This is a genomic window from Mesonia oceanica, from assembly GCF_902499555.1.
GTDB classification, from domain to species: domain Bacteria; phylum Bacteroidota; class Bacteroidia; order Flavobacteriales; family Flavobacteriaceae; genus Mesonia; species Mesonia oceanica.
In genome coordinates, this window is sequence record NZ_CABVMM010000010.1 from 52,335 (window position 1) to 77,544 (window position 25,210).

Annotated in this window: 23 protein-coding genes; 17 read left to right on the plus strand and 6 right to left on the minus strand. The window is 35.1% G+C overall.

The features are described 5' to 3' along the window. Positions 1 to 33: 33 nt before the first annotated feature. From FVB9532_RS12830 to FVB9532_RS12860, 7 genes are all read left to right on the plus strand, one after another. Positions 34 to 1,092, plus strand: a complete 1,059-nt coding sequence (locus FVB9532_RS12830; RefSeq protein WP_150545582.1) for an exostosin domain-containing protein — start codon at positions 34 to 36, stop codon at positions 1,090 to 1,092. Further along, the gene (locus FVB9532_RS12835; protein ID WP_150545583.1) at positions 1,089 to 2,417 is read left to right on the plus strand and encodes a glycosyltransferase family 2 protein; all 1,329 of its coding nucleotides are present in this window, start codon (positions 1,089 to 1,091) and stop codon (positions 2,415 to 2,417) included. The genes FVB9532_RS12830 and FVB9532_RS12835 overlap by 4 nt, the downstream gene beginning before the upstream one ends. A 240-nt stretch (positions 2,418 to 2,657) precedes the next feature. Further along, complete coding sequence (locus FVB9532_RS12840) at positions 2,658 to 3,761, plus strand: glycosyltransferase family 4 protein (RefSeq protein ID WP_150545584.1); 1,104 nt, start codon at positions 2,658 to 2,660, stop codon at positions 3,759 to 3,761. A 485-nt stretch (positions 3,762 to 4,246) separates the two neighbouring features. Then, positions 4,247 to 5,362 (plus strand): glycosyltransferase, encoded by a 1,116-nt coding sequence (locus FVB9532_RS12845; protein WP_150545585.1) that lies wholly within the window; start codon positions 4,247 to 4,249, stop codon positions 5,360 to 5,362. A 483-nt stretch (positions 5,363 to 5,845) separates the two neighbouring features. After that, on the plus strand, positions 5,846 to 7,093 hold the full coding sequence (locus FVB9532_RS12850; protein WP_228482341.1) for an O-antigen ligase family protein: 1,248 nt from the start codon (positions 5,846 to 5,848) through the stop codon (positions 7,091 to 7,093). Continuing rightward, positions 7,032 to 8,066 carry a glycosyltransferase family 4 protein gene (locus tag FVB9532_RS12855; RefSeq protein ID WP_150545587.1) on the plus strand — a complete coding sequence of 345 codons (1,035 nt, stop codon included), beginning with the start codon at positions 7,032 to 7,034 and terminating at the stop codon, positions 8,064 to 8,066. Before FVB9532_RS12850 ends, FVB9532_RS12855 begins: the two co-directional genes overlap by 62 nt. Positions 8,067 to 8,103: 37 nt before the next feature. Further along, the gene (locus tag FVB9532_RS12860; RefSeq protein WP_150545588.1) at positions 8,104 to 9,495 is read left to right on the plus strand and encodes an exopolysaccharide biosynthesis polyprenyl glycosylphosphotransferase; all 1,392 of its coding nucleotides are present in this window, start codon (positions 8,104 to 8,106) and stop codon (positions 9,493 to 9,495) included. Positions 9,496 to 10,045: 550 nt separating this feature from the next. Here the strand turns inward: FVB9532_RS12860 and lnt are convergent. Next, the gene (gene lnt / locus FVB9532_RS12865) at positions 10,046 to 11,623 is read right to left on the minus strand and encodes an apolipoprotein N-acyltransferase (RefSeq protein WP_150545589.1); all 1,578 of its coding nucleotides are present in this window, start codon (positions 11,621 to 11,623) and stop codon (positions 10,046 to 10,048) included. Positions 11,624 to 11,686: 63 nt separating this feature from the next. Then, entirely contained in the window at positions 11,687 to 12,757 is a 1,071-nt protein-coding gene (locus FVB9532_RS12870; protein ID WP_394349660.1) for a putative type IX sorting system protein PorV2, read from the minus strand. Positions 12,758 to 12,882: 125 nt separating this feature from the next. Between FVB9532_RS12870 and FVB9532_RS12875 the strand changes: the two genes are divergently transcribed. From FVB9532_RS12875 to FVB9532_RS12895, 5 genes are all read left to right on the plus strand, one after another. After that, positions 12,883 to 13,638, plus strand: a complete 756-nt coding sequence (locus FVB9532_RS12875) for a CDP-alcohol phosphatidyltransferase family protein (protein ID WP_150545590.1) — start codon at positions 12,883 to 12,885, stop codon at positions 13,636 to 13,638. 243 nt (positions 13,639 to 13,881) lie between these two features. Then, positions 13,882 to 14,613 carry a DUF4198 domain-containing protein gene (locus FVB9532_RS12880; RefSeq protein WP_150545591.1) on the plus strand — a complete coding sequence of 244 codons (732 nt, stop codon included), beginning with the start codon at positions 13,882 to 13,884 and terminating at the stop codon, positions 14,611 to 14,613. Positions 14,614 to 14,616: 3 nt separating this feature from the next. Next, positions 14,617 to 14,946, plus strand: coding sequence for a hypothetical protein (locus tag FVB9532_RS12885; RefSeq protein ID WP_150545592.1), 330 nt, complete (start codon positions 14,617 to 14,619; stop codon positions 14,944 to 14,946). A 3-nt stretch (positions 14,947 to 14,949) separates the two neighbouring features. Next, positions 14,950 to 15,237 (plus strand): hypothetical protein, encoded by a 288-nt coding sequence (locus FVB9532_RS12890; RefSeq protein WP_150545593.1) that lies wholly within the window; start codon positions 14,950 to 14,952, stop codon positions 15,235 to 15,237. Positions 15,238 to 15,241: 4 nt separating this feature from the next. Further along, on the plus strand, positions 15,242 to 16,792 hold the full coding sequence (locus tag FVB9532_RS12895; protein WP_150545594.1) for a PepSY-associated TM helix domain-containing protein: 1,551 nt from the start codon (positions 15,242 to 15,244) through the stop codon (positions 16,790 to 16,792). Positions 16,793 to 17,285: 493 nt separating this feature from the next. On the opposite strand, the gene lptB is transcribed toward FVB9532_RS12895, so the two are convergent. Genes lptB through FVB9532_RS12915 form a run of 4 tightly spaced genes read right to left on the minus strand, consistent with a single transcriptional unit; the run spans position 17,286 to position 20,235 of the window. Next, positions 17,286 to 18,026, minus strand: a complete 741-nt coding sequence (gene lptB / locus FVB9532_RS12900) for an LPS export ABC transporter ATP-binding protein (protein ID WP_150545595.1) — start codon at positions 18,024 to 18,026, stop codon at positions 17,286 to 17,288. A 42-nt stretch (positions 18,027 to 18,068) separates the two neighbouring features. Beyond that, entirely contained in the window at positions 18,069 to 18,416 is a 348-nt protein-coding gene (locus FVB9532_RS12905; RefSeq protein WP_150545596.1) for a carboxymuconolactone decarboxylase family protein, read from the minus strand. Next, the gene (gene tatC, locus FVB9532_RS12910) at positions 18,417 to 19,271 is read right to left on the minus strand and encodes a twin-arginine translocase subunit TatC (RefSeq protein WP_150545597.1); all 855 of its coding nucleotides are present in this window, start codon (positions 19,269 to 19,271) and stop codon (positions 18,417 to 18,419) included. A gap of 1 nt (position 19,272) precedes the next feature. After that, on the minus strand, positions 19,273 to 20,235 hold the full coding sequence (locus tag FVB9532_RS12915; protein ID WP_150545598.1) for a KpsF/GutQ family sugar-phosphate isomerase: 963 nt from the start codon (positions 20,233 to 20,235) through the stop codon (positions 19,273 to 19,275). An 84-nt stretch (positions 20,236 to 20,319) separates the two neighbouring features. Here FVB9532_RS12915 and recQ point away from each other — a divergent pair, with 84 nt between their 5' ends. The 5 genes from recQ (at position 20,320) to FVB9532_RS12935 (ending at position 25,150) form a co-directional block, all read left to right on the plus strand. Next, positions 20,320 to 22,518, plus strand: a complete 2,199-nt coding sequence (recQ, locus tag FVB9532_RS12920) for a DNA helicase RecQ (protein ID WP_150545599.1) — start codon at positions 20,320 to 20,322, stop codon at positions 22,516 to 22,518. A 96-nt stretch (positions 22,519 to 22,614) separates the two neighbouring features. Next, positions 22,615 to 22,743, plus strand: coding sequence for a Riean_0653 family protein (locus tag FVB9532_RS19920; protein WP_262714398.1), 129 nt, complete (start codon positions 22,615 to 22,617; stop codon positions 22,741 to 22,743). 237 nt (positions 22,744 to 22,980) lie between these two features. Further along, positions 22,981 to 23,544, plus strand: coding sequence for a Riean_0653 family protein (locus tag FVB9532_RS12925; RefSeq protein WP_150545600.1), 564 nt, complete (start codon positions 22,981 to 22,983; stop codon positions 23,542 to 23,544). Between the two features lie 234 nt (positions 23,545 to 23,778). Then, the gene (locus tag FVB9532_RS12930; RefSeq protein ID WP_150545601.1) at positions 23,779 to 24,348 is read left to right on the plus strand and encodes a Riean_0653 family protein; all 570 of its coding nucleotides are present in this window, start codon (positions 23,779 to 23,781) and stop codon (positions 24,346 to 24,348) included. A 235-nt stretch (positions 24,349 to 24,583) separates the two neighbouring features. Next, entirely contained in the window at positions 24,584 to 25,150 is a 567-nt protein-coding gene (locus FVB9532_RS12935) for a Riean_0653 family protein (RefSeq protein WP_150545602.1), read from the plus strand. Positions 25,151 to 25,210 lie beyond the last annotated feature (60 nt).

Genomic DNA, 25,210 nt, shown 5'->3' on the forward strand with positions numbered 1-25,210 from the left:
TATGAAAGCTGAAAAATATCTATCATAAGAATCATGAAACTATACTACCCAGAAAACCTTTATAATAAAAATTATCGCGGACAATTATTTCCTTTATTGAAGCCTTTTATTAAAAAAGAAAATTTTTCTGACCTACAAAGGCAGCAACTCTACGGTGTTTCAGAAGAAGATTATAAATTGGTTGATAGTTCTAAAGATGCGGATGTGGTAGTTTTGCCAATGGCCTGGAATTACTATGTGAATAATAAACAACTAAAAGAAGCCTATCAATTTATAAGAGAAGCCGCTAAGGATAATAAAATGGTATGGAGTTGGAATGCTGGTGATTACGGAGTTAAAATCCGAGATTTTAATAATCTGAAAGTATTTCGAATGAGTGGATATACATCTAATCTCTACCAAGGGCATGAGGGAATGCCTGTTTTTATCCAGGACCGCTTACAAGAATATAAACAGCAAGACCATGTTCAAATTGAATATACCCATAAGCCGGTTGTTGGCTTTTGTGGCCAAGCAAATGCTTCTATTTTTAATTCGTATTGGGAAAAATTAAAAATTGCTACAAAAAACCTACAATCCTATTTAGGTCTAAGTGCTAAAGAACCCCAAGCTATATTATCTTCTACCCGTTTACGTGCTAATTTATTGTCAAAATTATCAAAAAGTAACTTGATCACTGATCAATTTATACTTCGGCAAAAATACCGGGCGGGAGTAAAAACAAAAGCGGAAAAAGAAAAAACAACCCATGAGTTTTATCAAAATATAAATGACTCACAGTATGTATTATGTGTAAGAGGGGCTGGGAATTTTTCGGTTCGGTTTTATGAAACGTTAATGATGGGGAGAATCCCTGTGTACATTCATACCGATGGGTACTTGCCGTTAGCTAATAAAATAGATTGGAAAAAACATGTAGTATGGGTAGATGGCAAAAACTTAAATCAAGTAGATAAAATACTAGGAAATTTTCATAGAAAGATTGATGAAGATCAATTACTCGATTTATGTAAGAAAAATAGAGAATTATGGGAAAAACATTTAACCTTGGATGGTTTTTTTAAATCCTATTACCAAATGAATTTGAAATGATTTTTAGCTTTCTTAAATATTTACAACCGGTTAATTACTTTAGTTTAGCTCGAAATAATGGTTCTTTTGCGTTTCCTAAGGTAGAAGAGCTGCCTGCTGTAGTGCTTCAGCAATTAGAAAAGGACCCGTGTTTTTATTCTGAAAAAGCTAAATCTTATGATATTTCTTGGCAGGCTCTTCAAAAAGGCTATGTCGGGGAGGTAACAACCTATCAGCATTTTGAGTCGCTGCCGCTTGTAGACGAATATCGTTTTCTTCATAAATATTTTCATCCAATTTGGTGTGTATATGTTTTGTTGTTGAGGTTGGTTAGTTTTAAAAATCCTTTTAGAGAAGTATCAGCTTTTATAAAAGGGAGAGGTGCGAAACGGAGTAATTACCTTCAACATCCCCTAAAGTATTCAGACTATGGTTCTTTTCAATCTTCGCTCTTAGAAGAGAAGCCTTTGGTAAGCGTAATCATACCTACATTAAATCGCTATGAATATTTAAAGGATGTGCTTTTAGATCTTGAATCTCAAGATTATCAGTACTTTGAGGTGATTGTAGTGGATCAGTCCGACCCCTTTCAGGAAGATTTTTATAAAGGATGGAAGCTAGATTTAAGCGCTATTCAGCAAAAAGAAAAAGCATTGTGGTTGGCTCGGAACCGGGCTATCAAAATGGCTAAAGGGGATTATATCTTATTATACGACGATGATAGTCGGGTAGATAACGATTGGATTACTCAGCATTTAAAGACACTGGATTTTTTTAAAGCTGAGGTTTCATCTGGGGTGTCTATTTCAACTTCCGGCGCTGAAGTACCACGAAATTATTCATTTTTTCGAGTTTCCGATCAATTGGATACTGGTAATGTTCTTATCAAGAAAGAAATATTTAAAACTACCGGTTTATTTGATCGACAATTTGAAAAACAACGAATGGGGGATGGGGAATTTGGATTACGAGTCTATTTGCACGGTTTTTTAAATGTTTCTAATCCTTATGCCAAGCGATTACATTTAAAAGTTGGTTCTGGAGGACTTCGAGAAATGGGAAGTTGGGATGCGTTTCGCTCTCAAAAATGGTTCACCCCTCGCCCCATCCCCAGTGTACTTTATTTATTTAGAAAATACTACGGTAATCATCAGGCAAAATTGGCTTTGTTGAAAATGGTTCCGCCTTCTATAATTCCATATAAATTTAAGAAAAATAAGCCCATGCTATTGCTGGGGGCTATTTTATCGGTGTTTTTGCTGCCGGTAATTTTGATTCAAGTGGATAAGTCTTGGGACTTATCGGGTAAAATGCTTAAAGAAGGAGATAAAATTGAGAGCTTGTAATTAGAAACAGGCACTTAGAAAATAGACTTGCCCCTTCGACTTTGCTATGAATGACTTTTAAATCGAAAGATTTTTGAATTCCTATCAAGTACAGTTTAAATTGAACTTTGAAGACTGCTCACTAAAAAACTCTCCTGTTTTTAAAAGAAAGGAATAGTTTTTTAAAAAGAAAAAGGAAAAAGTAGGGGGATTGAAATCTTTTGCTTTTTTTTGAAGCATGATCGAAAGCAAGTTTGTCCCTTGAAAAAGACAAAAAAACTTTTATTAATTACTTCTGAATTTCCTCCGCAACCCGGTGGGATAGGAAATCATGCGTGGCATTTAGCAAAATCATTTCAAGAAAACGGCATAGAGGTAGAGGTCCTTTCCGATCAGCGCTCAGGGGAAGGGAAAGAAGAAGATGCCTTTGATGTCGCCCAACCTTTTGGAGTGATCCGGATTAAGCGAAAGAAATTAATTGTTTTTAGCTATTTCAATCGAATTCTAAAAGCCATTTATTTGACCAATAGGAACGATACGGTCCTACTTTCGGGAAAATTTTCTATTTGGGTAGGGGCAATATTGAGTTTATTGTTCCATAGAAAATACATAGCAGTTTTACACGGAAGTGAAGTTTTACTCCCCTCAAAATTACAGAAAAAATTTACTGATTTTTGTCTTCGACGGTTTCATCAAATTATCGCGGTTTCCAACTATACCAAAAGCTTGGTCCAGCATCTAGCGCTTCCAAATATTACCGTTATTCCCAATGGTTTTGAAATTTCAAACCATCCACAACAAACCAAAAGCTTAACTTCGAGTAGTCTTGATTTGGTGACGGTAGGTAACGTTACTCCCCGAAAAGGGCAGCATAATGTTATTCATGCTTTACCGGCTATCAAAAAGAAATATCCCCAAGTGAAATATCATATTGTAGGAATTCCTTTAACTCAAAAAAAACTAGAAGTTTTAGCTGAAAAATTAGGGGTAGAGGAGAGTGTAATATTTCATGGACGTGTTTCGGAGAGGTTAAAATTAAAGCTTTTAGAGCAATCTACTATTTTTATGATGTTAAGTGAGCATACCTCTAAAGGCGATGTAGAAGGCTTCGGAATCGCCATTTTAGAGGCAAATGCATTAGGTATTCCAAGTATTGGTGCTAAAGGCTGTGGTATTGAAGATGCCATAAGCAATTATCATTCGGGTATTTTGGTAAATCATCAAGATGAACAGGGAATTTTAGAAGCTATCAACACACTAATAGCAAATTATTCAGAATACAGTAAACATGCGATTCAATGGACCGAAAATTTCTCTTGGGATAAGATTATTCGGCGGTATTTGGAAGTTTTGGAGAAAATTTAGGATGTAATTAAATCGTCATGAATCTTTTGTGATTTGATAATGTATGAACTTGAAATCGGAAAATTCATTATTGCTTAGGAATGAAAGTGTTCAGTGAGTGATTTACAGTTGGCATGCTTCAATTGATGGGCAAGTTTTCTTGCGAGGAAGATGTTTAAATTCCACTCGAAAAGCTCAGGATGACTTGTGAAGTTGTAATGTTCCTTACGACATCTCAAGTACAGTTTCCCATTTTTGTAAAAGTAAGAAAGCTTTTGTGCGTTGGAAACTGTCAGCTCAAGAGTAACGAAAACACCAGTAATTCAAATCAGAATAATCAAAGTTGAAAAGCAACTCTGTTTTTCTCTAGCCTCTATATTCTATCTATGACCCTAAAACCTCGAATAGCTTTATAATAATTTAGTATACTTGTATCTATTAACAAATAGTTTAGGAAAGCTTGATATCGGTTCGTCAAGTTTTTTTATCAAAGAAAAGATTTAGTTATGAAGCTAGCCATTATTTCGCATACCGAGCACTATAAAACAGATAATGGTGAAATTGTGGGATGGGGACCTACCATTACCGAAATTAATCAGTTAATCGAAAACTTTGAGAAAATTTATCATGTAGCTTTTTTTCACGAGAAAGAACCACCACCGAGTTCTATACCTTATACTTCAGATAATATAGAGTTTGTGCCTTTACCCCCTTCAGGAGGAAGAAGCATTCGAGGAAAATTAAGCGTATTAACCAACTTGCCCAGAACCTTGGCAACTGTAAAAAATGTCCTGAGCAAGGTGGATGCGTTTCAGTTTCGGGCACCGGTAGGAATAGGGGTTTATCTTATACCTTACTTAAACCGGAGCGAAAAAATAGGTTGGTTTAAGTATGCAGGTAATTGGGCGCAGGAAAAACCACCACTAGGTTATGCTTTGCAACGTAAAATGCTGATGAACCAAAGTCGAACCGTGACAATTAATGGAAAATGGCCGCATCAGCCCAAGCATTGCCTAACTTTTGAAAACCCTTGTTTGACTCTGAAGGAAAGAGATGAAGGTCAAAAAATAATGGAAGGCAAAATTTATCAACCTAAATTCATTTTTTGTTTTGTGGGTAGGTTAGAAGATGAAAAAGGAGTACAAAGAATTCTAGATGCTTTTTCAACTTTTGAGGATAGTCGTGATTTTGTTGAAGAAATTCATCTGATAGGTGATGGAGAAAAACGAAAATTCTATGAAAATCAAGTAGAAGCGAATAAATTACCGGTGACTTTTTATGGCTTTCTAAGTCGAAATGAAGTTTTTGACATTTATAAAAAGTCGCACTTTTTACTATTGCCAAGTACCGCTTCAGAAGGCTTTCCTAAAGTGATTGCTGAAGGAATGAACTTTGGTTGTATTCCCATAGTATCAGATATTTCTAGTGTCGGGCAGTACATCAATGCTGATAACGGGTTTGTCGTGAATCTTACGACCGCCGAGAAGTTAGCTAGTGTTCTAGTGGAAATCCAACAGCTCGAAGAAAAAATACTGAAAGCAAAAGCGAAGCAAGCCTATCAGGTAGCCGTGAATTTTACTTTTGAGCATTATAACGAACGTATTATGAAAGAGATACTGTAAAGCTTCTCCTTATTTGGTTGTCGTTGAAGTCAAAAAATCTTTTATAATGAACTTATGGTTGAACAGATACTTTACTACTATCACTTTCTTTGGTTTATGTATAACATTTTGAATTGAAATTTAAGTACAGAAAAGCCAAATACCAAGTTTCAAAAAAAACTCAACCACTCATTTGTGCTTCTAACTTACTGCCAATTGTACACTGAAAACTCACCAATTGCTGCTCGATAAAATTTTATCTTCGCTAGCACTCTACTAAAATTAAACAAAAGCTTTTTATTATCTTTAAAAATATAATATGTTGCAGGTCATAAGCAAAAATTAATTCGTTAAAAACAATACATTATAAAGACAGTTCACCCCCATCGCAAGCAGTTTTTTGCTATTCTCTTTCATGTAGGGCTGGGCTTTTTAGCTAGTATTTTTCGCCCTTTAATGATGGCCTATGTCCCTTTGGTTTTACTGTACTTTGGCTGGCAAATCATGAAAACTAAGGATAAAACGGTAGTGGTATTGTGTGCCGCGGCTTATATGGCGGGAGCAGAAGTGTTTTTTAGGATGACCAAGGCCCTGGTGTTTTATGAAACTGGGAAATATGCGATAATATTATTAATGTTGGTCGGCATGTTTTACAGAGGTTTTCAAAAAAAATCCTATCCCTATTTGCTTTATTTTTTATTGCTTGTTCCCGGTATTCTCGTTACCATTCATGTAATTGGGGTGGAAGAACGCTTCCGGCAAGCCATTCTTTTTAATTTAAGCGGTCCTTTTTCTTTAACGGCCGCTGCCCTTTTTTGTTATGGGCGTCGGATCCGTTTTAAAGATTTATTGAAGGTATTGGATTATATGGTCTACCCCATCATCGCAATGACCGTGTATGTGTTTTTATATACTCCGAGTGGAGATATTGGGGATATTGCTAATTCCGCAGCTTCTAATCCCGCGCTCTCTGGAGGTTATGGTCCCAACCAGGTTTCAACGGTCTTAGGTTTGGGCGTATTTATCTTATATACACGTTTTTTGATTCCCTATAAAAATAAATGGATCCACTTACTGATGATGTTTTTTTTAGTGGCCATGGCTTATCGTGCCTTGTTAACCTTTTCCCGAGGAGGGGTATTGGTTGCGATTTTAATGGCTGCCGCTTTTACTTTTTTTGTTTATACACGTACTAGAATAAAAACCAAAACCAAGGTGACCCTCAAATTATTGGGAACCTTAGGCATCACCATCGGAATATGGTTTTTTACCTTGCTGCAAACTGGGGGCATGTTGGCCAATCGCTATGAAAATAAAGATTCAATAGGGCGTGAAAAAGAAAATATAGCAACTGGGAGATTACAGTTACTAATAGTAGAATATCAGGCCTTTTTAGATCACCCACTATTGGGGGTGGGAGTGGGAAAAGTAGATGATTATCACCGGGAAAAACTCGGAGTCAGTATAGCCACTCATAACGAAATAAGCCGAATGCTTTCAGAACATGGGATTTTTGGGATACTAGCCTTATTGATTTTAATCGGTTCTCCTTTATTGACTAAACTGCAAGGACGGAAGAATATTTATTTTTTTCCCTTTTTGATTTTTTGGTTTTTAACAGTTTCTCATTCTGCTATGCGCATCGCCTTGCCAGGGTATATCTATGGACTATCCCTCTTAAGCTTACATTATGAAAAAAAAGCAAAAAAAATACCATCGAAAAATCCTATACTTAGGAAACAAATTGGCTAAGCACGGGAAAACTCTTACAGCTATAGAGTTTTTAGCTCCTAAATTACAAGAGGAAAACTATGAGGTCATTGCGGTTTCTGATAAAAAAAACAAAGTGCTAAGAATGTTCGTGATGCTTTCTGCCGTGATGCTGAGAGGTAGGTACGTAGATTTCTTGCTAATTGATACCTATAGTACTGCCAATTTTTGGTATGCTTATCTTTCTGCAAAAATAGCTCGAAAAAAGCAATTACCTTATCTATGTATCTTACACGGTGGAGATTTACCAAAAAGATTGGTTCATTCAAAAAAACAATCGCAGGAACTATTTGGCAATGCTAAAATGAATATAGCCCCTTCTGCTTATCTAATGAATGTTTTTCAAGAAGCGGGGTATCGCAAACTTACTTATATCCCCAATCCTATTGACTTAGCTCAATATACTTTTGAAAAAAGAGTTTTTACACTTCCAAAACTTCTGTGGGTACGCTCCTTTAGCGAAATTTATAACCCCCAATTGGCGATTTTAATTTTAGAAGAACTAAAAAAAGACTATCCTCAAGCAGAGCTCTGTATGATAGGTCCGGATAAAGATGGTAGTTTAGAAAAATGTAAACAACTGGCAGCGCATAAAAATCTTCGGATAAAGTTTACAGGAAAACTTTCTAAAAAGGAGTGGATAAAGCTTTCTAAAGAGTATAATTTTTTTATTAATACCACTAATTTTGATAATACGCCTATTAGTGTGATTGAAGCCATGGCTTTGGGGTTACCGGTTATCTCTACAAATGTAGGAGGGCTACCTTATTTAATTTCAGATAGAGAGGACGGTATTTTAGTAGAAAAAGAGCAAGTGGTTCCCTTTGTACGGGAGATAAAAGCCTTAATTAACGACCCGATGTTCGCCAATCAATTGGCAACAAAAGCTAGACAAAAAGTGAAGCAATTTGATTGGAAGGTGGTCAAAGAAGAATGGAAGGCCGTGTTGCAGTAAAATAAAAACTATCTTAGCGAATAGAAAAGAAAGGTAAATGGCTAAAAAATCTAAAATATATTTTGAAATATCTGAGCGTAAGGTACTTCTCAGAATCTTAGATATAATTTTGGTTTTGGGGAGTTTACAATTAGTGAGTTATTTTTTAGATTTTGATTATTTTAAATTTACTGAAGCGCATTGGGCTTGGATTATTTTCTTAGCGGTTTACCTTACTATCTTTTGTACCATTTTTGAGTTATACAATCTGCAAAAAACAAATGATTACCTGAAGGTCTTTAAAAACCTTACGGTGGCATGCTCTATTACAGTTTTATTCTATTTACTAACTCCTTTTTATACTCCTAACCTTCCAGCTAATCGTTTTCAAATCGTCATATTTTATTTTACCCTATTGGGAACTTTAAGTATATGGCGCTTCGCTTATATTAAATTTATTTCTTCACCTAGATTTCATAAAAAAGTAATTATTGTGGGAGATTCTTTTAATATTGCTGATTTGGCCCAAGATCTTCAATCTGCAGATCCTCATTATTTAGTAAGTGGTTATATAGATACGAATCAAGACAATGCTAATGTTATTGATATTGATATTCCCCGAATCCCATTAGAGCACTTAAAAAACTTTATCGAGCAAGAAATGGTGGTGGAGGTTGTGGTATCTATTAGCTATAATAATAAATTAAATAAGGAGCTATATGATGAGTTGATTGATTTACTAGAAGTAGGTTTCCCGATTCGGGAATATACGCAAGTGTATGAAGAGCTCAACGATAAAATACCTATAGATCACTTACGGGAAGATTTCTATAAGTATTTTCTCTTTAGTAAAAGTAATCAAAATAAACTCTATCTGTTTTTTCATAGATTAACGGATATTTCTTGTGCTATTATAGGAATTGTTTTAGGTTCACTAGGGATACCTTTTGTTCTAATCGGAAATATACTAGCTAATAAAGGCCCCTTGTTTTATTCGCAAATTAGGGTAGGAAGGCACGGAAAAGAATTTAAGATGTTAAAGTTGCGGACGATGGTTCCCGATGCCGAGTCCAAAGGAGCACAATGGGCACAGGCCAATGATACCAGAATCACCAAATTTGGAAAGTTTCTAAGAAATACCCGCTTGGATGAAGTACCTCAATTTTATAATGTATTGAAAGGGGAGATGAGTATGATTGGACCCCGTCCCGAGCGTCCGGTATTTGTAAAGGAATTAGCTAAAGAAATTCCATTTTATGAAATTCGGCATGTGATTAAACCGGGTTTAACTGGTTGGGCACAAGTAAGTATTAGTTATGGCTCTTCCGTAGAAGATAGTTTACATAAACTTCAATATGATTTATATTATATTAAAAGAAGAAATCTTTTTTTAGATCTTCGAATTGTATTAAAAACATTGAGTACAATTATTTTCTTAAGGGGCCAGTAAAAATAAAAGCAAGCTCCTCCTGATTTCCCTTAAAGAAGTCGAAGTTGAATAGAATGGAATCGGAAAATAATCTCAGGCTCTTGGTTTACTGAAAAAGTAAAACTAACTTCTAAAGATTAACTTCTAAAACCTAACGAAATGGTTCGGTCTCGCCAATGGCAGATCAATTCTTTTTTATAAACTGCAAATCCCAAAATCCATTCACCAATAATCAATACCTCTATACTATTTACCGCTTTTTACTGTCTTAATTAGCGGAGTTGAAGGGGTTTTCTGTTCTAATTTTTTTACTATCTATTGCCTATTACCTACTACCTATTACCTACTACCTATTGCCTATTGCCTACTACTGAACTCACTGACTCAAGAACTCACTACGTTAGCTGTTCGTTTGTAGAACTCAGCTTTAAAATATACATCGCTTCTTTACGTTATTTCTTCCTAGCACAGACAAGCTTTGGATGATAAGTCAAATTGAAATACAGTCAATTACTTAAAGATCAGTGTTGACTGTATTTTCTTTTGTAATTCTCAGATAGCATACATAAAACTAAACTTGGTTTCTTCTTCTGGTAAGTGCGATAAGAAAATAAACGACGGCTAAAAATTGAGCTATTCGGGCAAGGTAATCGCCATAGTTAACATAAAAGGTCTTTCTGGAATTCAAATTAACTTCTCCTAAAAGGCTTCCTCTCTTTTCATATCCCAATTGCTGGATAATTTCTCCTTTAGTATTAATAATAGCAGAAATCCCTGTATTGGCACTTCTTACTACATTTTTTCGGGTTTCAATAGCTCGTAGACGCGCATAACTTAAATGTTGTTGATGTCCTTGGGTATTTCCCCACCAAGCATCATTGGTAATAATGGCCAATAGCTGCGCTCCATTTTTTACATACTCACTTACATAAGCTCCATAAATTGATTCATAACAAATAATCGGAGCTACTTTTTCACCAGAATTGAGCGTGAAAACTTCTCGGTCAGGTTGTGTGGTTTTCATTGCGACCGTTCCTCCAAGGTCAATCATAGCATCGCCTAAAATAGGTTTTAGGATAGTTTGATAAGGGAAATTTTCAACACCCACAACTAATTTAGACTTGTGGTAAAGCTGTTCTGAATCCGTATGGTTGATAAGATATGCTGAATTATAATCGTTAAACCAAAGGCCTTCTTTGTAGTAATTGGATTGGTAAGTGGTTTTTGCTTTATCATTAATAGTTTCATAAAAAGAAATTCCCGCTAATACATTCGTTTTGGGATGCTTTGAGGTAATTTCTTTACTGTAATAATAAGCATCAGAATACTTGAATTTTGTAAGCTTCGTACCATCAGCAAAAACTGTTTCGGGAGCGAGGACTAACTTGGTGGAGTCAGTTATTTTTTCTTTAGAAAGTTGCACTAGTAATTTCCCGATGCTTTTATCGTTGGTATTGTATTTTTCAGTATAGGGATTAATGTTGGGTTGAAGGATAAGTGCTTCTAACTTTTCTGAATCGGGCTCTTCTTCCGCATAAAACAGAAAAAGTGAGATTCCGATGGGAATACCTATCAAAAGAAAATTTCTTAAGATACTTCGGTAAATAATCGTTTTATCTTTATACTTCAGAAATAACAGTACACTTTTATAAATACTGAAATTGATTAACAATACCCATAGTGTTCCCCCAAAAGTTCCCGTATACTCATACCACTGGATCCACGAATAATATTCAGAAAATCCGTTTCCTAAATTTAACCAGGGCCAAGAAAACTCCCAGTTTAAATGCAATTTTTCAAAACTCATCCACAGGGAAATAAAAAAAATGGCAGCTCCGGTAAAATTAATCTTTCGGGCGATTTTGTGGTAAATAATAAACACCAAACTCATTAATAATGTATTTGCCAGTATGGCAAACCACATCCCGAAAGCGGTCGAGTAATAAATCCAATACGTTGTAATGATATTAAAAATGAAAAAGCTGAGGTATGCTAAACCAAAAATTTTCCAGGAACTTTTGTTTCGAAGTTTAGATTCCACAAATAAAAGAGGGACAAAACCAAAAAATAAAAGTAAAGGAAAACCATAGGTAGGCCAGCCAAAAGCTAATAACAATCCACTTAATAAGGCGAAGAGTAAATTTTTCATACCAAAAAGAAAATCAATTGGGTTTCAAAGTTAGCAAAGTAATTGCATTTCATTGGATTTGTTTTACCTAAATAAGGACCAATCTATTTTTAAGGAAAATACATTGGAATATAAGGCTACACTTTGGTCGCCAATATCGGTAAAGGCATAGTCTAAATGAATACCTTTGTATTGGAATCCAACCCCAAATCCCGGTTGAAAACCTACTTTGGTAGAATTATCAAATTGCTCTACATTTTGAAAGTTCCCTACACCACCACGCAAATAGACCAAATCGATATAGCCTACTTCAAAACCAAAAGACGGTGTCGCACTTACCGATGAGGTAGAGATAATATCATTAGTTTGTGCAAAGCGCATATGCATATCCAATTCGGTTTTGATATCAAAATCGTAATGAATGGTAAAAGTTTTCGCTACTCCTAATTGTAGCTTAGGAATGGTGATTTCGGTAGTTTCCGGTAATTCCTGATTTTGACCTTCAATGGCACCTTGAACACTGCTATATTCGTCTTCATCAATGCTCCACGTGTTGTAGGTTGTGGTAATGTCTCGCGCCATAGCCCCAAATTTCCAACCATTATCTCCTTCAAACTGAATGGAAGCATCAAAACCAAAACCCCAAGAATTGGCAAACTTACCAATCACCCTTCTAATCACTTTCGCATTCACTCCGTAGCGAAAGCCTTCTAACGGTAAATTACGAGCATAAGATAAGGTAAACGCATAATCTGCTGCAGAAAAGTAACTAATGTTATCGTAGTTAATTTGTCCGTCTTCTTCAATAAGTTGGGTGGTGTTCATGATATTGTCCACTCCAAAACGAATGACGCTAAAAGCCACGGCACTTTCCCGATCTAGCGGCATTGCTCCCGCGATATAATCATAATTAGCGATATTCGCGAAATAACTCGCGTGCATTAAAGAGATTTGGTTGTCTTCCAATTCCATTAAACCGGCAGGATTCCAATAGGCAGCATTCACATCGTTAGTCGTTGCCACGACAGAATTAGCCATCCCAAATGCAGCTGCATCTACACCAATATTCATAAACTCATTAGAATACTTTCTAACACTTTGTGCGAATAGGATAGGACCCAGTAAAATAAAAATAAAGAGTAATCTACTTCTCACCAATCAAAATTTTGCGCAAATATCTTAATAAATTTATAATATAAACTCTACTTCTGTTTATATATTGTTATACGTAGAAGGTGTTTGAATAGTTTTTTCTACATTAGCTTATAAAAACTAACCCAATGCTTAAGAAACAAGTTCCCAATATTATTACCTTATTAAATTTATTGTCCGGTTGTGTTGGAGTAATTATGGCCATGCAGAACAATTTAGTAGCTGCCGCTATTTTTGTAGGCTTGGGGATATTTTTTGATTTTTTTGATGGCTTGGCAGCGCGGAGTTTAAAAGTGCAAAGTGAATTGGGCTTACAGTTAGATTCTTTGGCAGATATGGTTACTAGTGGTTTGGTTCCTGGGATAGCTATGTTTCAATTATTGAAAAGATCGATAAGTTACGAAACCAGTATCCCAAAAGATTGGAACAGCCCAGGGGTTTTTGACATCAACTTTCCTGTATTTGCGCTTATAGGTTTATTAATTACCTTGGGTTCAGCTTATCGTTTGGCAAAATTCAATATTGACGATAGGCAGACTTCTTCTTTTATTGGATTACCTACACCTGCGAATGCTATTTTTATTTTGAGTTTACCATTAATTCTAATTTTTCAACCAGAAGCATGGATTGTAGAAATCATTCTTAACAAATGGTTTTTGGTAGTGATCACTATTTTAAGCTGTTTTATGCTGAATGCTGAAATTCCACTTTTTGCTTTAAAATTTAAAAATTTCAACTTAAAAGAGAATTGGTTCAGGTTTTTCTTTCTGTTCTTCGCTTTGGTGATGATTATCTTCTTACAGTTTATAGCTTTGCCTATCATCATTATTAGTTATGTGTTATTGTCACTCATTCTTAATTCTACGTTGAAGAAAGAGGAGTGATTTACAATCTCTTCTTATTTCTTTTGCGATGGCTACAGAGACCACCTTCCCTTTAAAAGAGGAGAGGTTACAGGGTAGTTTTGTAAACTATAAAAACCTTCCTTTTTTTTAGGAATATACAAAGAGTATTGGGTGTTAATTTCTACTATTTATAATTATTCTAAAAAATAAGTGTTCATCGTTTTATATTCAGATGAATAATTTTATTTTTGCTTCACGTTAAATTAGATTAATTATAAATAAATGAAAAATATCTTTTTTATTCTGCTGCTATTCATCAGTGCTAATTCTTTTGCCCATTACATTTGGTTAGAAACTTCTCCCAATGGAAAACTAGGAGAGAAGCACGAAGTGAAAGTCCGTTTTGGGGAATATACCTACGGGGTACTTGAAGAAGTGGAAGGTGAAGCTTTTCAAGGAGTGAAAGATTTTGAGTTGTGGATGGTTGCACCCAATGGAGAAAAACAAAGACTGAATGTTAGTGTGGAAGATAATTATTACCTCGCTTCTTTTATTCCTTCAGAAAAAGGAAGCTATACCTTGGCTTTAGATAATAAAGATATGAAAGTGTTGGATTATACCCAATATGACTTTGGTATTTTTAAGCCGCAATACCATGCAAAAGCGAGGGTAGCAGTAGGAGAAAAAAGCGAAGAAATTAAGAAAACCAATCTTGACGGGATTGAAATTGTAGAACTTTCTAAAGAACATAACAGTAAAAATGCTGAGGTAAGTTTACAAGTGTTTTATAAAGGAAAGCCTTTAGCTGAAAATGAAGTAAGTATTTACGTGGCTGACCTTTGGAGCAAAAAAATGACCACGGATGAACATGGTAAAGTAAGTTTTCAACTTCCTTGGGATACACTTTATACGGTTGAAACCACTTTTAATGAAAAAGTTCCCGGTACCTTTAAAGGGAAAGACTATGAGTTTATTTGGCATTGCGCTACCTATGCTATTCAACTGAAAAAATAAGTGATGATTAGTCTCGCCATTCTATTGATAAGTATAGGTTTTTATGCCTGTTATTTAACTTCAGAAAAAACGAAGTTTAAACCTGTTTTTGGTTGGGAATGGTGGTTAAAAGACAATGAGAAACCAGCTAATTTCATGGGGATATTCTTCATGCTGTTGGGGAGTTTTCTTTTTATGTATCTCTTTAATCTTGGGGTAGGAATTTTTTCTTCCATAATTGCCATAACTATTGCCGGAAGCTTTATCATCCTTTTTACTCCTTTAAGAATCTTTAAATTTTATGAACTGCTTAGTGTTCTCGTGGTTTGTTTTCTTTTAGAAATACTTTTATAGCTTATGCCAGCCAATAAAAAGCATTTAACCCAGTCTACTTTACATAAAACCTTAAAGGTGACCGCTGCTATTTTGGGTGGCTATCTCTTAACCTTGGCTGTACATTTATGTTTATCGTTAATAATTCCGAAAGATGAATTAATCATGACGATGGCTTTTAGTGGCTTTATTTTATGGCCCGGCTTGATGATCCTAGCTTTTTTGGCAAAAAACGGATGGAAAGTTTGGGGGCTTTACCTTCTATTAAGTTTCATTTTTTTAATTCCGGTTTATCTAAAATATTATCTATAAAGCTATGAAAAACCGTGATTACAATATCTTTTTTAATCTGCATACCATTAGCGGAATCATTATTAGTGCGTTATTGTATGTGATTTTTTTTGCGGGTTCTTTTTCCTTTTTTAGGGATGAAATAGTGAATTGGGAAAATAATACTTCCGCTTATCAACAAAAGCCGGAAGAGGTTAATTTTAATCGGGCGATTGATAGCTTAGCTGAAAATTATCAATTGTATAGCCGGGATATTAGCTTCAACAATAGCCGTGATGAATATAAAATGGGTGTAAATTTAGGTCCGGTTAAAGATTCGACGCTTATTGATGCAAAACCGGGCGGTTATATTTATTTAAACAATTTTAATTTTCAAGAAAATAGTTATGTAGAAGGTTATGGCTTAGGTGAATTTCTGTATCGTTTACATTTCTTCGCTCAGATTCCCTATCCATTTGGTTATTATTTATCAGGTTTTGTAGCGCTTTTCTTTGTATTTGTAATTATTACCGGGGTCTTGGTGCATTGGAAAAAAATCGTTTCTAACTTTTATATCTTCCGTCCTTGGAGTAAATTAAAAACACTATGGACCGATGCGCATACTGCTTTGGGTACAATTGGCTTGCCTTTTCAGTTGGTGTTTGCGGTTACAGGTGCTTTCTTTATGATAAAAGCAGTGTTATTGGGGCCTTTAGTAAGTGTTTTGTACGATGGTAACCAAACTCAGTTATATCAAAATTTAGGTTATTCTTTTCCTGCGGAAGAATTCAACTATCAAAAAGAAGAAGGGGAAGAACGGGTTAATATCAATGCTTTTGTAAAAGAAACCGCTGCCAAATGGGACGATTTTGTAGTTGAAAAAGTCCATATCAATAATTATGGGGATAAATCGATGAAAGTTACCGTGTCGGGAAGATTGGATTATAGTTCTAAATTCACCGGTTTAGGTGAAATAAAATATGACGCATACACTGGTGAAGTTGTATCTGAAAAAGGTCCGTATCAAGATGCTTCTTATATAGATGTTGTAAAAACCGTTTTATACCGCTTGCATATAGGGGATTACGGGAATTATGCTATAAGGGTACTTTATTTTATTTTAGGGATTATTGGATGTTTTATCATCGTGTCTGGAATTATTATATGGCAAGTAGCCCGTGATAAAAAGAGTGTTCCCGAAAGAAAAAGGAAATTCAATTTTCAATTGGTAAATATTTATATGGCGGTTTGTATGAGTATGTATCCACTCATTGCTATATTGTTCATTTTAGTAAAAACAAAAGTACTTTCTTCACAAAGTGATATTTATTCTTTTTTCTTTATCGCTTGGTTGGTGGTGAGTATAGGCTTTGTATGGCTGAAAAATTATAAGTTGACTACTAAATATTCATTACTTTCAGGTGCTATTATTGGGTTGGGCATTCCTATTGCTTCCAAACTTTCTACCGGAATCGGTTTTTGGCAAAATTACCAAGAAGGAAAGTTCGATTTATTTTTTATAGATTTCTTTTGGTTAATGCTTTCCTTGGTAGCTTTATTCGCTTATTGGAAGGCTTATGCTAAGAAAGATAAATAAGTTTTAACCCTTCCGACTTTTTCAACTATTGTTGAAAAACCCACCTTTCCTTACTAAGGGGAGGAACTATTTTTTTCTGGTAATTATTTAAATCATGATTTCAGTTAGAGCTTGCAGGTAGATTAGGTAGGCGGAGTCGAAAACTACTTAATTTCTGTTATCACTTCGATAATAGAATCGAAAGTAATAAAGCTGAATAATATGCCCACTGTCATCTTAGTTTAAGCTTAGTGCGGTATAAAAGTTTTTCGCAGGTATTTTGGATCATTGAGTGAATTTTCAAGGAAAATTTGAATAGAAATGCTACCAAAATGGAAACTTCGTTACAAAATCTTTTGCAAAGATTTCACTCAGTCTCCGAAATTTTCTTAGATCAAACTCAGGTTAGTTTAACTTCTCGATACATTTTTTCTCTATTTCATTACCAAAAAACACTCGAAGTGACTTTTTGTTGCTCTCAACTGAATACTACTAACTTTATTAGTCGATGTGACTAATTGAAAAGTTTCTTTTTTCTTAATTCGAAGTTTTGACCTAAGTACACTTTTCTTACCATTTGGTCTTCTGCAAGTTCTTCAGGAATACCATGTTTTAATATATTTCCTTCAAACATCAGGTAAGTCCTGTCTGTAATGGCTAAGGTTTCCTGTACGTTATGGTCGGTAATTAAAATACCGATATTTTTGTTTTTCAACTGGGCTACAATTCGTTGAATATCTTCTACCGCTACAGGATCTACACCGGCAAAAGGTTCATCTAGCAAAATAAATTTTGGGTCGGTTGCCAAGGCACGGGCAATTTCGGTTCTTCGACGTTCTCCTCCCGAAAGTAAATCTCCGCGGTTCGTACGGATATGCCCTAAGCTGAATTCATCAATAAGGCTTTCCATTTTTTCTTCCCTTTCTTTTTTAGAAAGATCGGTCAATTGGAGAACACTCATAATATTATCCTCAATACTTAATTTTCTAAAAACCGAAGCCTCTTGGGCGAGATATCCAATTCCATTTTGGGCACGTTTATACATCGGGAATTTGGTGATGTCTGTTTTGTCTAGGTAAATATGTCCTTTATTAGGTTTTATAAGGCCAACAATCATGTAAAAAGAAGTGGTTTTTCCAGCTCCGTTGGGGCCTAGCAATCCTACGATTTCCCCTTGGTTCACTTCTACAGAGATACCTTTTACAACTTCTCTTCCTTTGTATGATTTTACAAGATTTTCTGCACTTAACTTCATATGGCTAGACTATAAGAAGGCGGCAGAGACACCGCCATTCATTTATTTTTTATTTTCTAAAGTTTCCCAGTATTCGTAAGCTCGGCGTAAGTGTGGGATGACGATAGTTCCTCCAATTAATGTGCCAATACTCAAGGTTTCCATAACCTGTTCTTTATTAACGCCAGATTTATGACTGGACTCTAAGTGATATTTTACACAATCGTCACACCTTAATACTAAAGAAGCCACCAAGCCAAGCAATTCTTTTGTTTTTTTATCTAAGGCTCCTTCTGTGAAGGAATTGGTATCTAGGTTGAAAATACGTTTTAAAACTTTATTGTTTTCACCTAGCAATTTGTCATTCATCTTTTGGCGATAAGCATTAAACTCATCAACTTGATCTATCATTTAATTAGGGTTTTTAGTGATATTTTTCTCTTCAATTTCTTTTTTTCTTTGTTTTCTCAATACAATTTTAGATATGAAAATACTTATTTCATATAAAATTAAAACAGGAATTGCCACTACGATTTGACTGGTAATATCGGGAGGGGTAATTATAGCAGATATAATTAAGATACCTACCAAAGCAAATTTGCGATATTGCCTTAAAATTTCAGGGGTTACTAATCCTATTTTTGTTAGTAAGAATATGATGATGGGAAGTTCAAAAACAACTCCACTGGCTAAAGCAGAGGACCTTACCAATCCCATATAACTACTTAAATCTATGTCGTTAAAAACTTCTTTACTTACTTGATAGCTCCCTAAAAAATTAATGGAAAGTGGGGAGATTACATAATAACCAAACAAGACTCCAATAAAGAAAAGTAAGGAAGAAATAAATATAAACCCTTTAGAAGCATTTCGTTCATTTTCATGAAGGGCAGGAACAATAAATTTCCAGAATTCATATATAATATAAGGAAAGGCAATAATAAAACCTGCGGTAATGGAAGTCCACATATGTGCACTAAACTGTCCAGACATGGTTCTACTTTGTATTCTAAAAGGTATTTCGGTCAAGCAAAAGCTTTCATCCATCCCAATAGACTGTGCTACATTACAGAGAATTCTGTAGGTAATAAAATCGGGTTGTTTAGGACCAAAAAGAATCACATCAAAAATAAAGTCTTTTGCAATAAAAGCAACAATCCCTGCAATCACTACAGCAATTGCCATTCTTATTAAATGCCACCTTAATTCTTCCAGATGATCAAGAAAAGACATTTCATCTGCACTCTTCTTTTGTTTTTTAGCCATATTAAATAATTCCTTCCTTAATTAAATTGTGTAAATGTACTACCCCGGCATATTTTCCATGCTCTTCCGCTAGTAATTGTGAAATTCCGTTTTCTTCCATCATTTCCATTGCATCTACCGCCATGGCTTTATTTTTAATCACCTTAGGGTGTTTACTCATAATATCTTTGGCAGCTAAATGGGTAAATTCTTTATTAGTAGTAATCATTCTACGTAAATCACCATCCGTAATAATTCCTACAATTTTTTCATTCTCGATTACCGCTGTCATGCCTAGCATTTTTTCAGAAATTTCCACAATAACTTCCGTAATTTGTGTTTCCGGGCTTACGCTAGGTTTTGCATTTTCCTTAGTAATATCACTTACGCGCAAATATAATTTTTTGCCCAATGCACCACCGGGATGGTATTTTGCAAAATCTTTACTGCTAAAACCTCGTAAATGTAAGAGCGAAACCGCTAAAGCGTCGCCAATTACCAATTGAGCGGTCGTACTTGTAGTAGGCGCTAAATTGTTGGGACAAGCTTCCTTTTCGATATACGCATTTAAAACGTAATCAGATTGCTTTCCTAAAAAAGAATCTTTATTGGCAGTAATCGCTATTAACGTGTTTTTGAAATTTTTAATGAAGGGAACCAATACTTTTATCTCGGGTGTATTTCCACTTTTAGAAATACAAATCACGGTATCGTCTTCTTGAATCGTTCCTAAATCACCGTGAATAGCATCTGCCGCATGCATAAAAATGGCAGGGGTTCCGGTAGAATTTAAAGTCGCTACAATTTTAGTGGCAATAATGGCACTTTTGCCTATTCCTGTTATTACCACCCTTCCTGTAGACTTATAAATATGTTCTACAGCTTGGGCAAATTCTTCATCAATTAAGGAGATTAATTCTTCAATCGCGCGAGCCTCATTAGAAATGGTTTCTTTAGCGACCGATAGTATATTCTTTTGAAGCATTAATTTTTAAATTTGAATTTGTGAGAACTAAAGAAATATGTATCTTTAGAATAGACAAAGGTAGTAAAATTGTAATACTAAAATATCAGTTTGACAGAAATCAATTTACATCAAGAATTAAAGAAATATTTTGGGTTTAGCCAGTTTAAAGGGCTTCAAGAAGATGTTATTAAGAACATTGTCTCCAACAAAGATACTTTTGTAATTATGCCCACCGGTGGAGGTAAATCGCTATGTTACCAACTTCCGGCACTTATTAAAGAGGGAACTGCTATTGTAGTTTCTCCACTAATTGCCTTAATGAAAAATCAGGTGGACTCCCTTCGCAGTATTTCTTCAGAAAAAGGTATCGCTCACGTACTAAATTCATCTCTAAATAAAACGGAAACGAAGCAAGTAAAGAGCGATATAGCTAACGGAATTACAAAGTTGTTGTACGTTGCTCCAGAATCCTTAACCAAAGATGAACATATCGATTTTCTTAGAAATCAAAAAATTTCTTTTTTGGCGATAGATGAGGCGCATTGTATAAGTGAATGGGGACACGATTTTAGACCGGAATATCGTAACCTTCGCAGAATCATTAAACGTATTGGCGACGATATACCCATGATTGCTCTAACCGCTACGGCAACTCCGAAAGTTCAGGAAGATATCCTGAAAAATTTAGGAATTAGTGATGCTGAAGTTTTTAAAGCTTCCTTTAACCGTCCTAATTTATACTATGAAATACGACCGAAAACCGCTAATGTAGATGCTGATATTATTCGTTTTGTTAAACAAAATGAAGGAAAAAGCGGAATCATCTATTGTCTAAGCAGAAAAAAAGTAGAAGAACTCGCCCAAACCTTGCAGGTAAATGGGATTAATGCCGTTCCTTATCATGCCGGATTAGACAGTAAAACCAGAGGTAAACATCAAGATATGTTCTTAATGGAAGATATTGATGTGGTGGTAGCTACCATTGCTTTTGGAATGGGAATCGATAAACCTGATGTGCGTTTCGTGATTCATCATGATATACCTAAAAGTATCGAAAGCTACTATCAAGAAACCGGTCGTGCTGGTAGAGATGGTGGTGAAGGACATTGTCTCGCTTTTTATGCTTATAAAGATATAGAGAAGCTGGAGAAATTTATGAGTGGTAAGCCTGTTGCAGAACAAGAAATAGGTCAGGCATTGCTTCAAGATGTAGTTGCTTTTGCTGAAACTTCTATTTCCAGAAGAAAATTCATTCTCCATTATTTTGGGGAAGATTTTGATACAGAAACCGGAGATGGTGGCGATATGGATGACAATGTTCGTAATCCTAAAAAACAACATGAGGCTCAGGAAGAAGTTGAATTATTACTGAAAGTAGTTAAAAAAACCAATGCCATCTATAAGGCCAAAGAAGTGGTCAATACACTTATTGGAAAATCGAATGCTTTGATTAAATCGCATAAAACCGATGAAATTGAGTTATTTGGAAAAGGGAAAGCTAGAGATACCAATTATTGGATGGCGCTCCTTCGCCAAGTCTTAGTGGCCGGACTGCTTAAAAAAGATATTGAAACCTATGGTCTTATCCGGTTGACCGATAAAGGAAAGGAGTTTTTGAAAAATCCTACTTCCTTTAAAATGACAGAAGACCATATTTATGAAAGCGATTCACAAGAGAAAATAAATACGCCCCAAAAAGGAGGTGGCGCTACCGATGAACAGCTGATGAAAATGCTGAAAGATCTTCGTAAAAAAGTAGCCAAGCGTAAAGAAGTTCCGCCATTTGTGGTTTTTCAAGACCCTTCTTTAGAAGATATGGCTACCAAATATCCTGTTACTATTGAAGAACTTTCTAATATTCATGGAGTAGGAGAAGGTAAAGCTAAAAAATTTGGAAAGGAGTTTGTAAAACTTATTGCTCAATACGTAGAGGATAACGATATTATGCGTCCCGATGATTTGGTAGTGAAATCTACCGGAGCCAATAGCGGACTTAAATTATATATCATTCAAAACGTAGATCGAAAATTACCACTTACTGATATTGCCAGTTCTAAAGGATTGGAAATGCCCGAATTTATTAAAGAAATGGAAGCAATCGTATATAGTGGTACCAAATTGAACATTAATTATTGGTTAGATGAAATTTTAGATGAAGAGCAGCAAGAAGAATTATATGAATATTTCTTAGAAGCCGAAACCGATAAAATAGATGAAGCCATGGAAGAGTTTGATGGTGATTATGAAGATGAAGAACTGCGACTCTACCGAATAAAATTTATTAGTGACGTCGCTAATTAGAGTTGTAATACTATAATAAGTAAGTGCATAGGATACTGTTTTTTCAGTATCCTATTTTTTTTAACAGTATTCAGTTATACCTACTAAACCAGAGAAATGACGATTACCAAACTGGATTTTGAAAATCATATTGTGTCTGGTACCTTTTGGTTCGATGCGATTAATGAAGAGGGGAAAGTGCTAGAAATACGGGAAGGCCGCTTTGATACACTTTTTACTGAATAATAATCCCCTCCCAGTCTCCATAAATAAAAGGGGATAACTTAAAGATAATATTGATAACCGTTTTTTTTACTATCTTTAAACTTCTGGAGCATTAAAAAATTAGAAATTTGTCAGTTCGAGTGATTTTGGACAGTGAAACGAAACAAAATTGTATCGAGAACCGATTTTTTTCATTTTAACTTGTGGTCTTACAATTAAATTAATCTACTAGAGGGAATTAAAAAATCTTTAAGCTTTATGAAAAAATCAGTTTATTTCTTGCTATTTATTTTCTTTTTTACTGCCTGCGACAAAGATGATGATCAAGGTTCTCAGGATCCAAAAGACCAATTGCCTAAAGCTACCCAGACCGGAGCGAATACCGTAGGCTGTTTGGTAAATGGTGAAGCTTTTTTGCCCAAAGGTGGTGGACTTGCCGGTAATAAAAACTGTTTTTACCAATATGTGGATGGTGGATATCATTTTAAAATGGGATTTTCTGACTTTTCTGGAGATACTTCTTATTCTGTTGTTGTAGGAACACAGAATGCCAGTATTGAAGAAGGTGAAACTTATTTGTTGAATTCTCAACCTTTTTTTACAAATAATATTGATGGAAGAGGGGGGGGGCATTCTATATCTGGACCATCAGGCTTTGAAAAATATACTACAACTTCCGAAGTAACTGGTGAGATGAGAATTACCAAACTGGATTTTGAAAACCATATTGTTTCCGGCACTTTTTGGTTCGATGCCGTTAATGAAGATGGGGAAGTGGTAGAAATACGAGAAGGTCGTTTTGATATGAACTTTACGGAATAATTAGCCTCTCCCAGCCTCTCTAAAGGCAAGGTATAACTTAAAAATAATATATGTAACCGTTTTTTTACTATCTTTAAACTCCTGAGCATTAAAAAATTAGAAATTTGTCAGTTCGAGTGATTTTGGGCAGTGAAACGAAACAAAATTGTATCGAGAACCGATTTTTTTCACTTTAACTTGTGGTCTTACAATAAAATTAATCTACTAGGGGGAATTAAAAAATCTTTAAGCTTTATGAAAAAATTGGTTTATTTCTTGCTATGTATTTTCTTTTTTACTGCCTGTGACAAAGATGATGATCAAAGCTCTAACGATCCAATAGACCAATTACCTAAAGCTACCCAGACCGGAGCGAATACCGTAGGCTGTTTGGTAAATGGTGAGGCTTTTTTGCCCAAAGGTGGTGGACTTGCCGGTAACAAAAACTGTTTTTACCAATATGTAGATGGTGAGTATTATTTTGGAATGCAATTTTCAAATTCATCCTCATCAGGTCTAGAAGTTAAGTCTGTTATTTTAGCAACTAAGAATGCGACAATTGATGAAAATCAAATATATCAATTAAACTCACAGCCTTTCTACTCTAATAGTGAGGATGGTAGAGGGAGTGGGTATTTAAACTATACCGCTTCTAATTTTGAAGAATACTCAACCACTAGTGAAATAACCGGAGAAATGACGATTACCAAACTGGATTTTGAAAACCATATTGTTTCGGGCACTTTTTGGTTCGATGCCGTTAATGAAGATGGGGAAGTGGTAGAAATACGAGAAGGTCGTTTTGATATGAACTTTACGGAATAATTAGCCCCTCCTAACCTCCCCAAAGGGAAGGGATAACTTAAAGATAATATACGTAACCGTTTTTTTACTATCTTTAAACTCCTAGAGCATTAAAAAATTAGAAATTTGTCAGTTCGAGTGATTTTGGGCAGTGAAACGAAACAAAATTGTATCGAGAACCGATTTTTTTCACTTTAACTTGTGGTCTTACGATTAAATTAATCTACTAGGGGGAATTAAAAAATCTTTAAGCTTTATGAAAAAATTAGTTTATTTCTTGCTATGTATTTTCTTTTTTACTGCCTGCGACAAAGATGATGATCAAGGTTCTCAGGATCCAATAGAACAATTGCCTAAAGCTACCCAGACTGGATCCAATACCGTAGGCTGTTTGGTAAATGGTGAGGCTTTTTTGCCCAAAGGCGGTGGCCTTGCCGGTAACAAAAACTGTTTTTACCAATATGTGGATGGTGGGTATTATTTCGGACTTAAATTTACTAATAGCAATGGCAATATATTAAGGGCTGTCAACCTCTTTACTAAAAATTCTCAAATAGCAGAAAATCAAACTTATTTATTGGATACCTCGAGGTTTCCTGATGATGACCTTGGTAAGGGGGGTGGGTATAATTATTATACTTCAGAACCTTATACAGAGACCCAATATTTAACAACTCCAGAGGTGACTGGAGAAATGACGATTACCAAACTGGATTTTGAAAACCATATTGTTTCGGGCACGTTTTGGTTCGATGCCGTTAATGAAGATGGGGAAGTGGTAGAAATACGAGAAGGTCGTTTTGATATGAATTTTACAGAATAATTAGCCCCTCCTAACCTCCCCAAAGGAAGGAGTGATTTTAAATTAAATTAAATTAAAAAC

Excerpts from the sequence above, each read along its gene's own strand:
- tatC (WP_150545597.1), bottom strand. The coding sequence starts at position 19,271 with ATGGCTAAAAAACAAAAGAAGAGTGCAGATGAAATGTCTTTTCTTGAT.
- FVB9532_RS12855 (WP_150545587.1), top strand. The coding sequence starts at position 7,032 with ATGAAAAAAAAGCAAAAAAAATACCATCGAAAAATCCTATACTTAGGA.
- FVB9532_RS12845 (WP_150545585.1), top strand. The coding sequence starts at position 4,247 with ATGAAGCTAGCCATTATTTCGCATACCGAGCACTATAAAACAGATAAT.
- FVB9532_RS12935 (WP_150545602.1), top strand. The coding sequence starts at position 24,584 with ATGAAAAAATTAGTTTATTTCTTGCTATGTATTTTCTTTTTTACTGCC.
- FVB9532_RS12850 (WP_228482341.1), top strand. The coding sequence starts at position 5,846 with ATGAAAACTAAGGATAAAACGGTAGTGGTATTGTGTGCCGCGGCTTAT.
- FVB9532_RS12880 (WP_150545591.1), top strand. The coding sequence starts at position 13,882 with ATGAAAAATATCTTTTTTATTCTGCTGCTATTCATCAGTGCTAATTCT.
- FVB9532_RS12905 (WP_150545596.1), bottom strand. The coding sequence starts at position 18,416 with ATGATAGATCAAGTTGATGAGTTTAATGCTTATCGCCAAAAGATGAAT.
- FVB9532_RS12830 (WP_150545582.1), top strand. The coding sequence starts at position 34 with ATGAAACTATACTACCCAGAAAACCTTTATAATAAAAATTATCGCGGA.
- FVB9532_RS12895 (WP_150545594.1), top strand. The coding sequence starts at position 15,242 with ATGAAAAACCGTGATTACAATATCTTTTTTAATCTGCATACCATTAGC.
- FVB9532_RS12875 (WP_150545590.1), top strand. The coding sequence starts at position 12,883 with ATGCTTAAGAAACAAGTTCCCAATATTATTACCTTATTAAATTTATTG.
- FVB9532_RS12925 (WP_150545600.1), top strand. The coding sequence starts at position 22,981 with ATGAAAAAATCAGTTTATTTCTTGCTATTTATTTTCTTTTTTACTGCC.
- FVB9532_RS12885 (WP_150545592.1), top strand. The coding sequence starts at position 14,617 with ATGATTAGTCTCGCCATTCTATTGATAAGTATAGGTTTTTATGCCTGT.
- FVB9532_RS12860 (WP_150545588.1), top strand. The coding sequence starts at position 8,104 with ATGGCTAAAAAATCTAAAATATATTTTGAAATATCTGAGCGTAAGGTA.
- lptB (WP_150545595.1), bottom strand. The coding sequence starts at position 18,026 with ATGAAGTTAAGTGCAGAAAATCTTGTAAAATCATACAAAGGAAGAGAA.
- FVB9532_RS19920 (WP_262714398.1), top strand. The coding sequence starts at position 22,615 with ATGACGATTACCAAACTGGATTTTGAAAATCATATTGTGTCTGGTACC.
- FVB9532_RS12930 (WP_150545601.1), top strand. The coding sequence starts at position 23,779 with ATGAAAAAATTGGTTTATTTCTTGCTATGTATTTTCTTTTTTACTGCC.
- FVB9532_RS12890 (WP_150545593.1), top strand. The coding sequence starts at position 14,950 with ATGCCAGCCAATAAAAAGCATTTAACCCAGTCTACTTTACATAAAACC.
- FVB9532_RS12835 (WP_150545583.1), top strand. The coding sequence starts at position 1,089 with ATGATTTTTAGCTTTCTTAAATATTTACAACCGGTTAATTACTTTAGT.
- FVB9532_RS12915 (WP_150545598.1), bottom strand. The coding sequence starts at position 20,235 with ATGCTTCAAAAGAATATACTATCGGTCGCTAAAGAAACCATTTCTAAT.
- lnt (WP_150545589.1), bottom strand. The coding sequence starts at position 11,623 with ATGAAAAATTTACTCTTCGCCTTATTAAGTGGATTGTTATTAGCTTTT.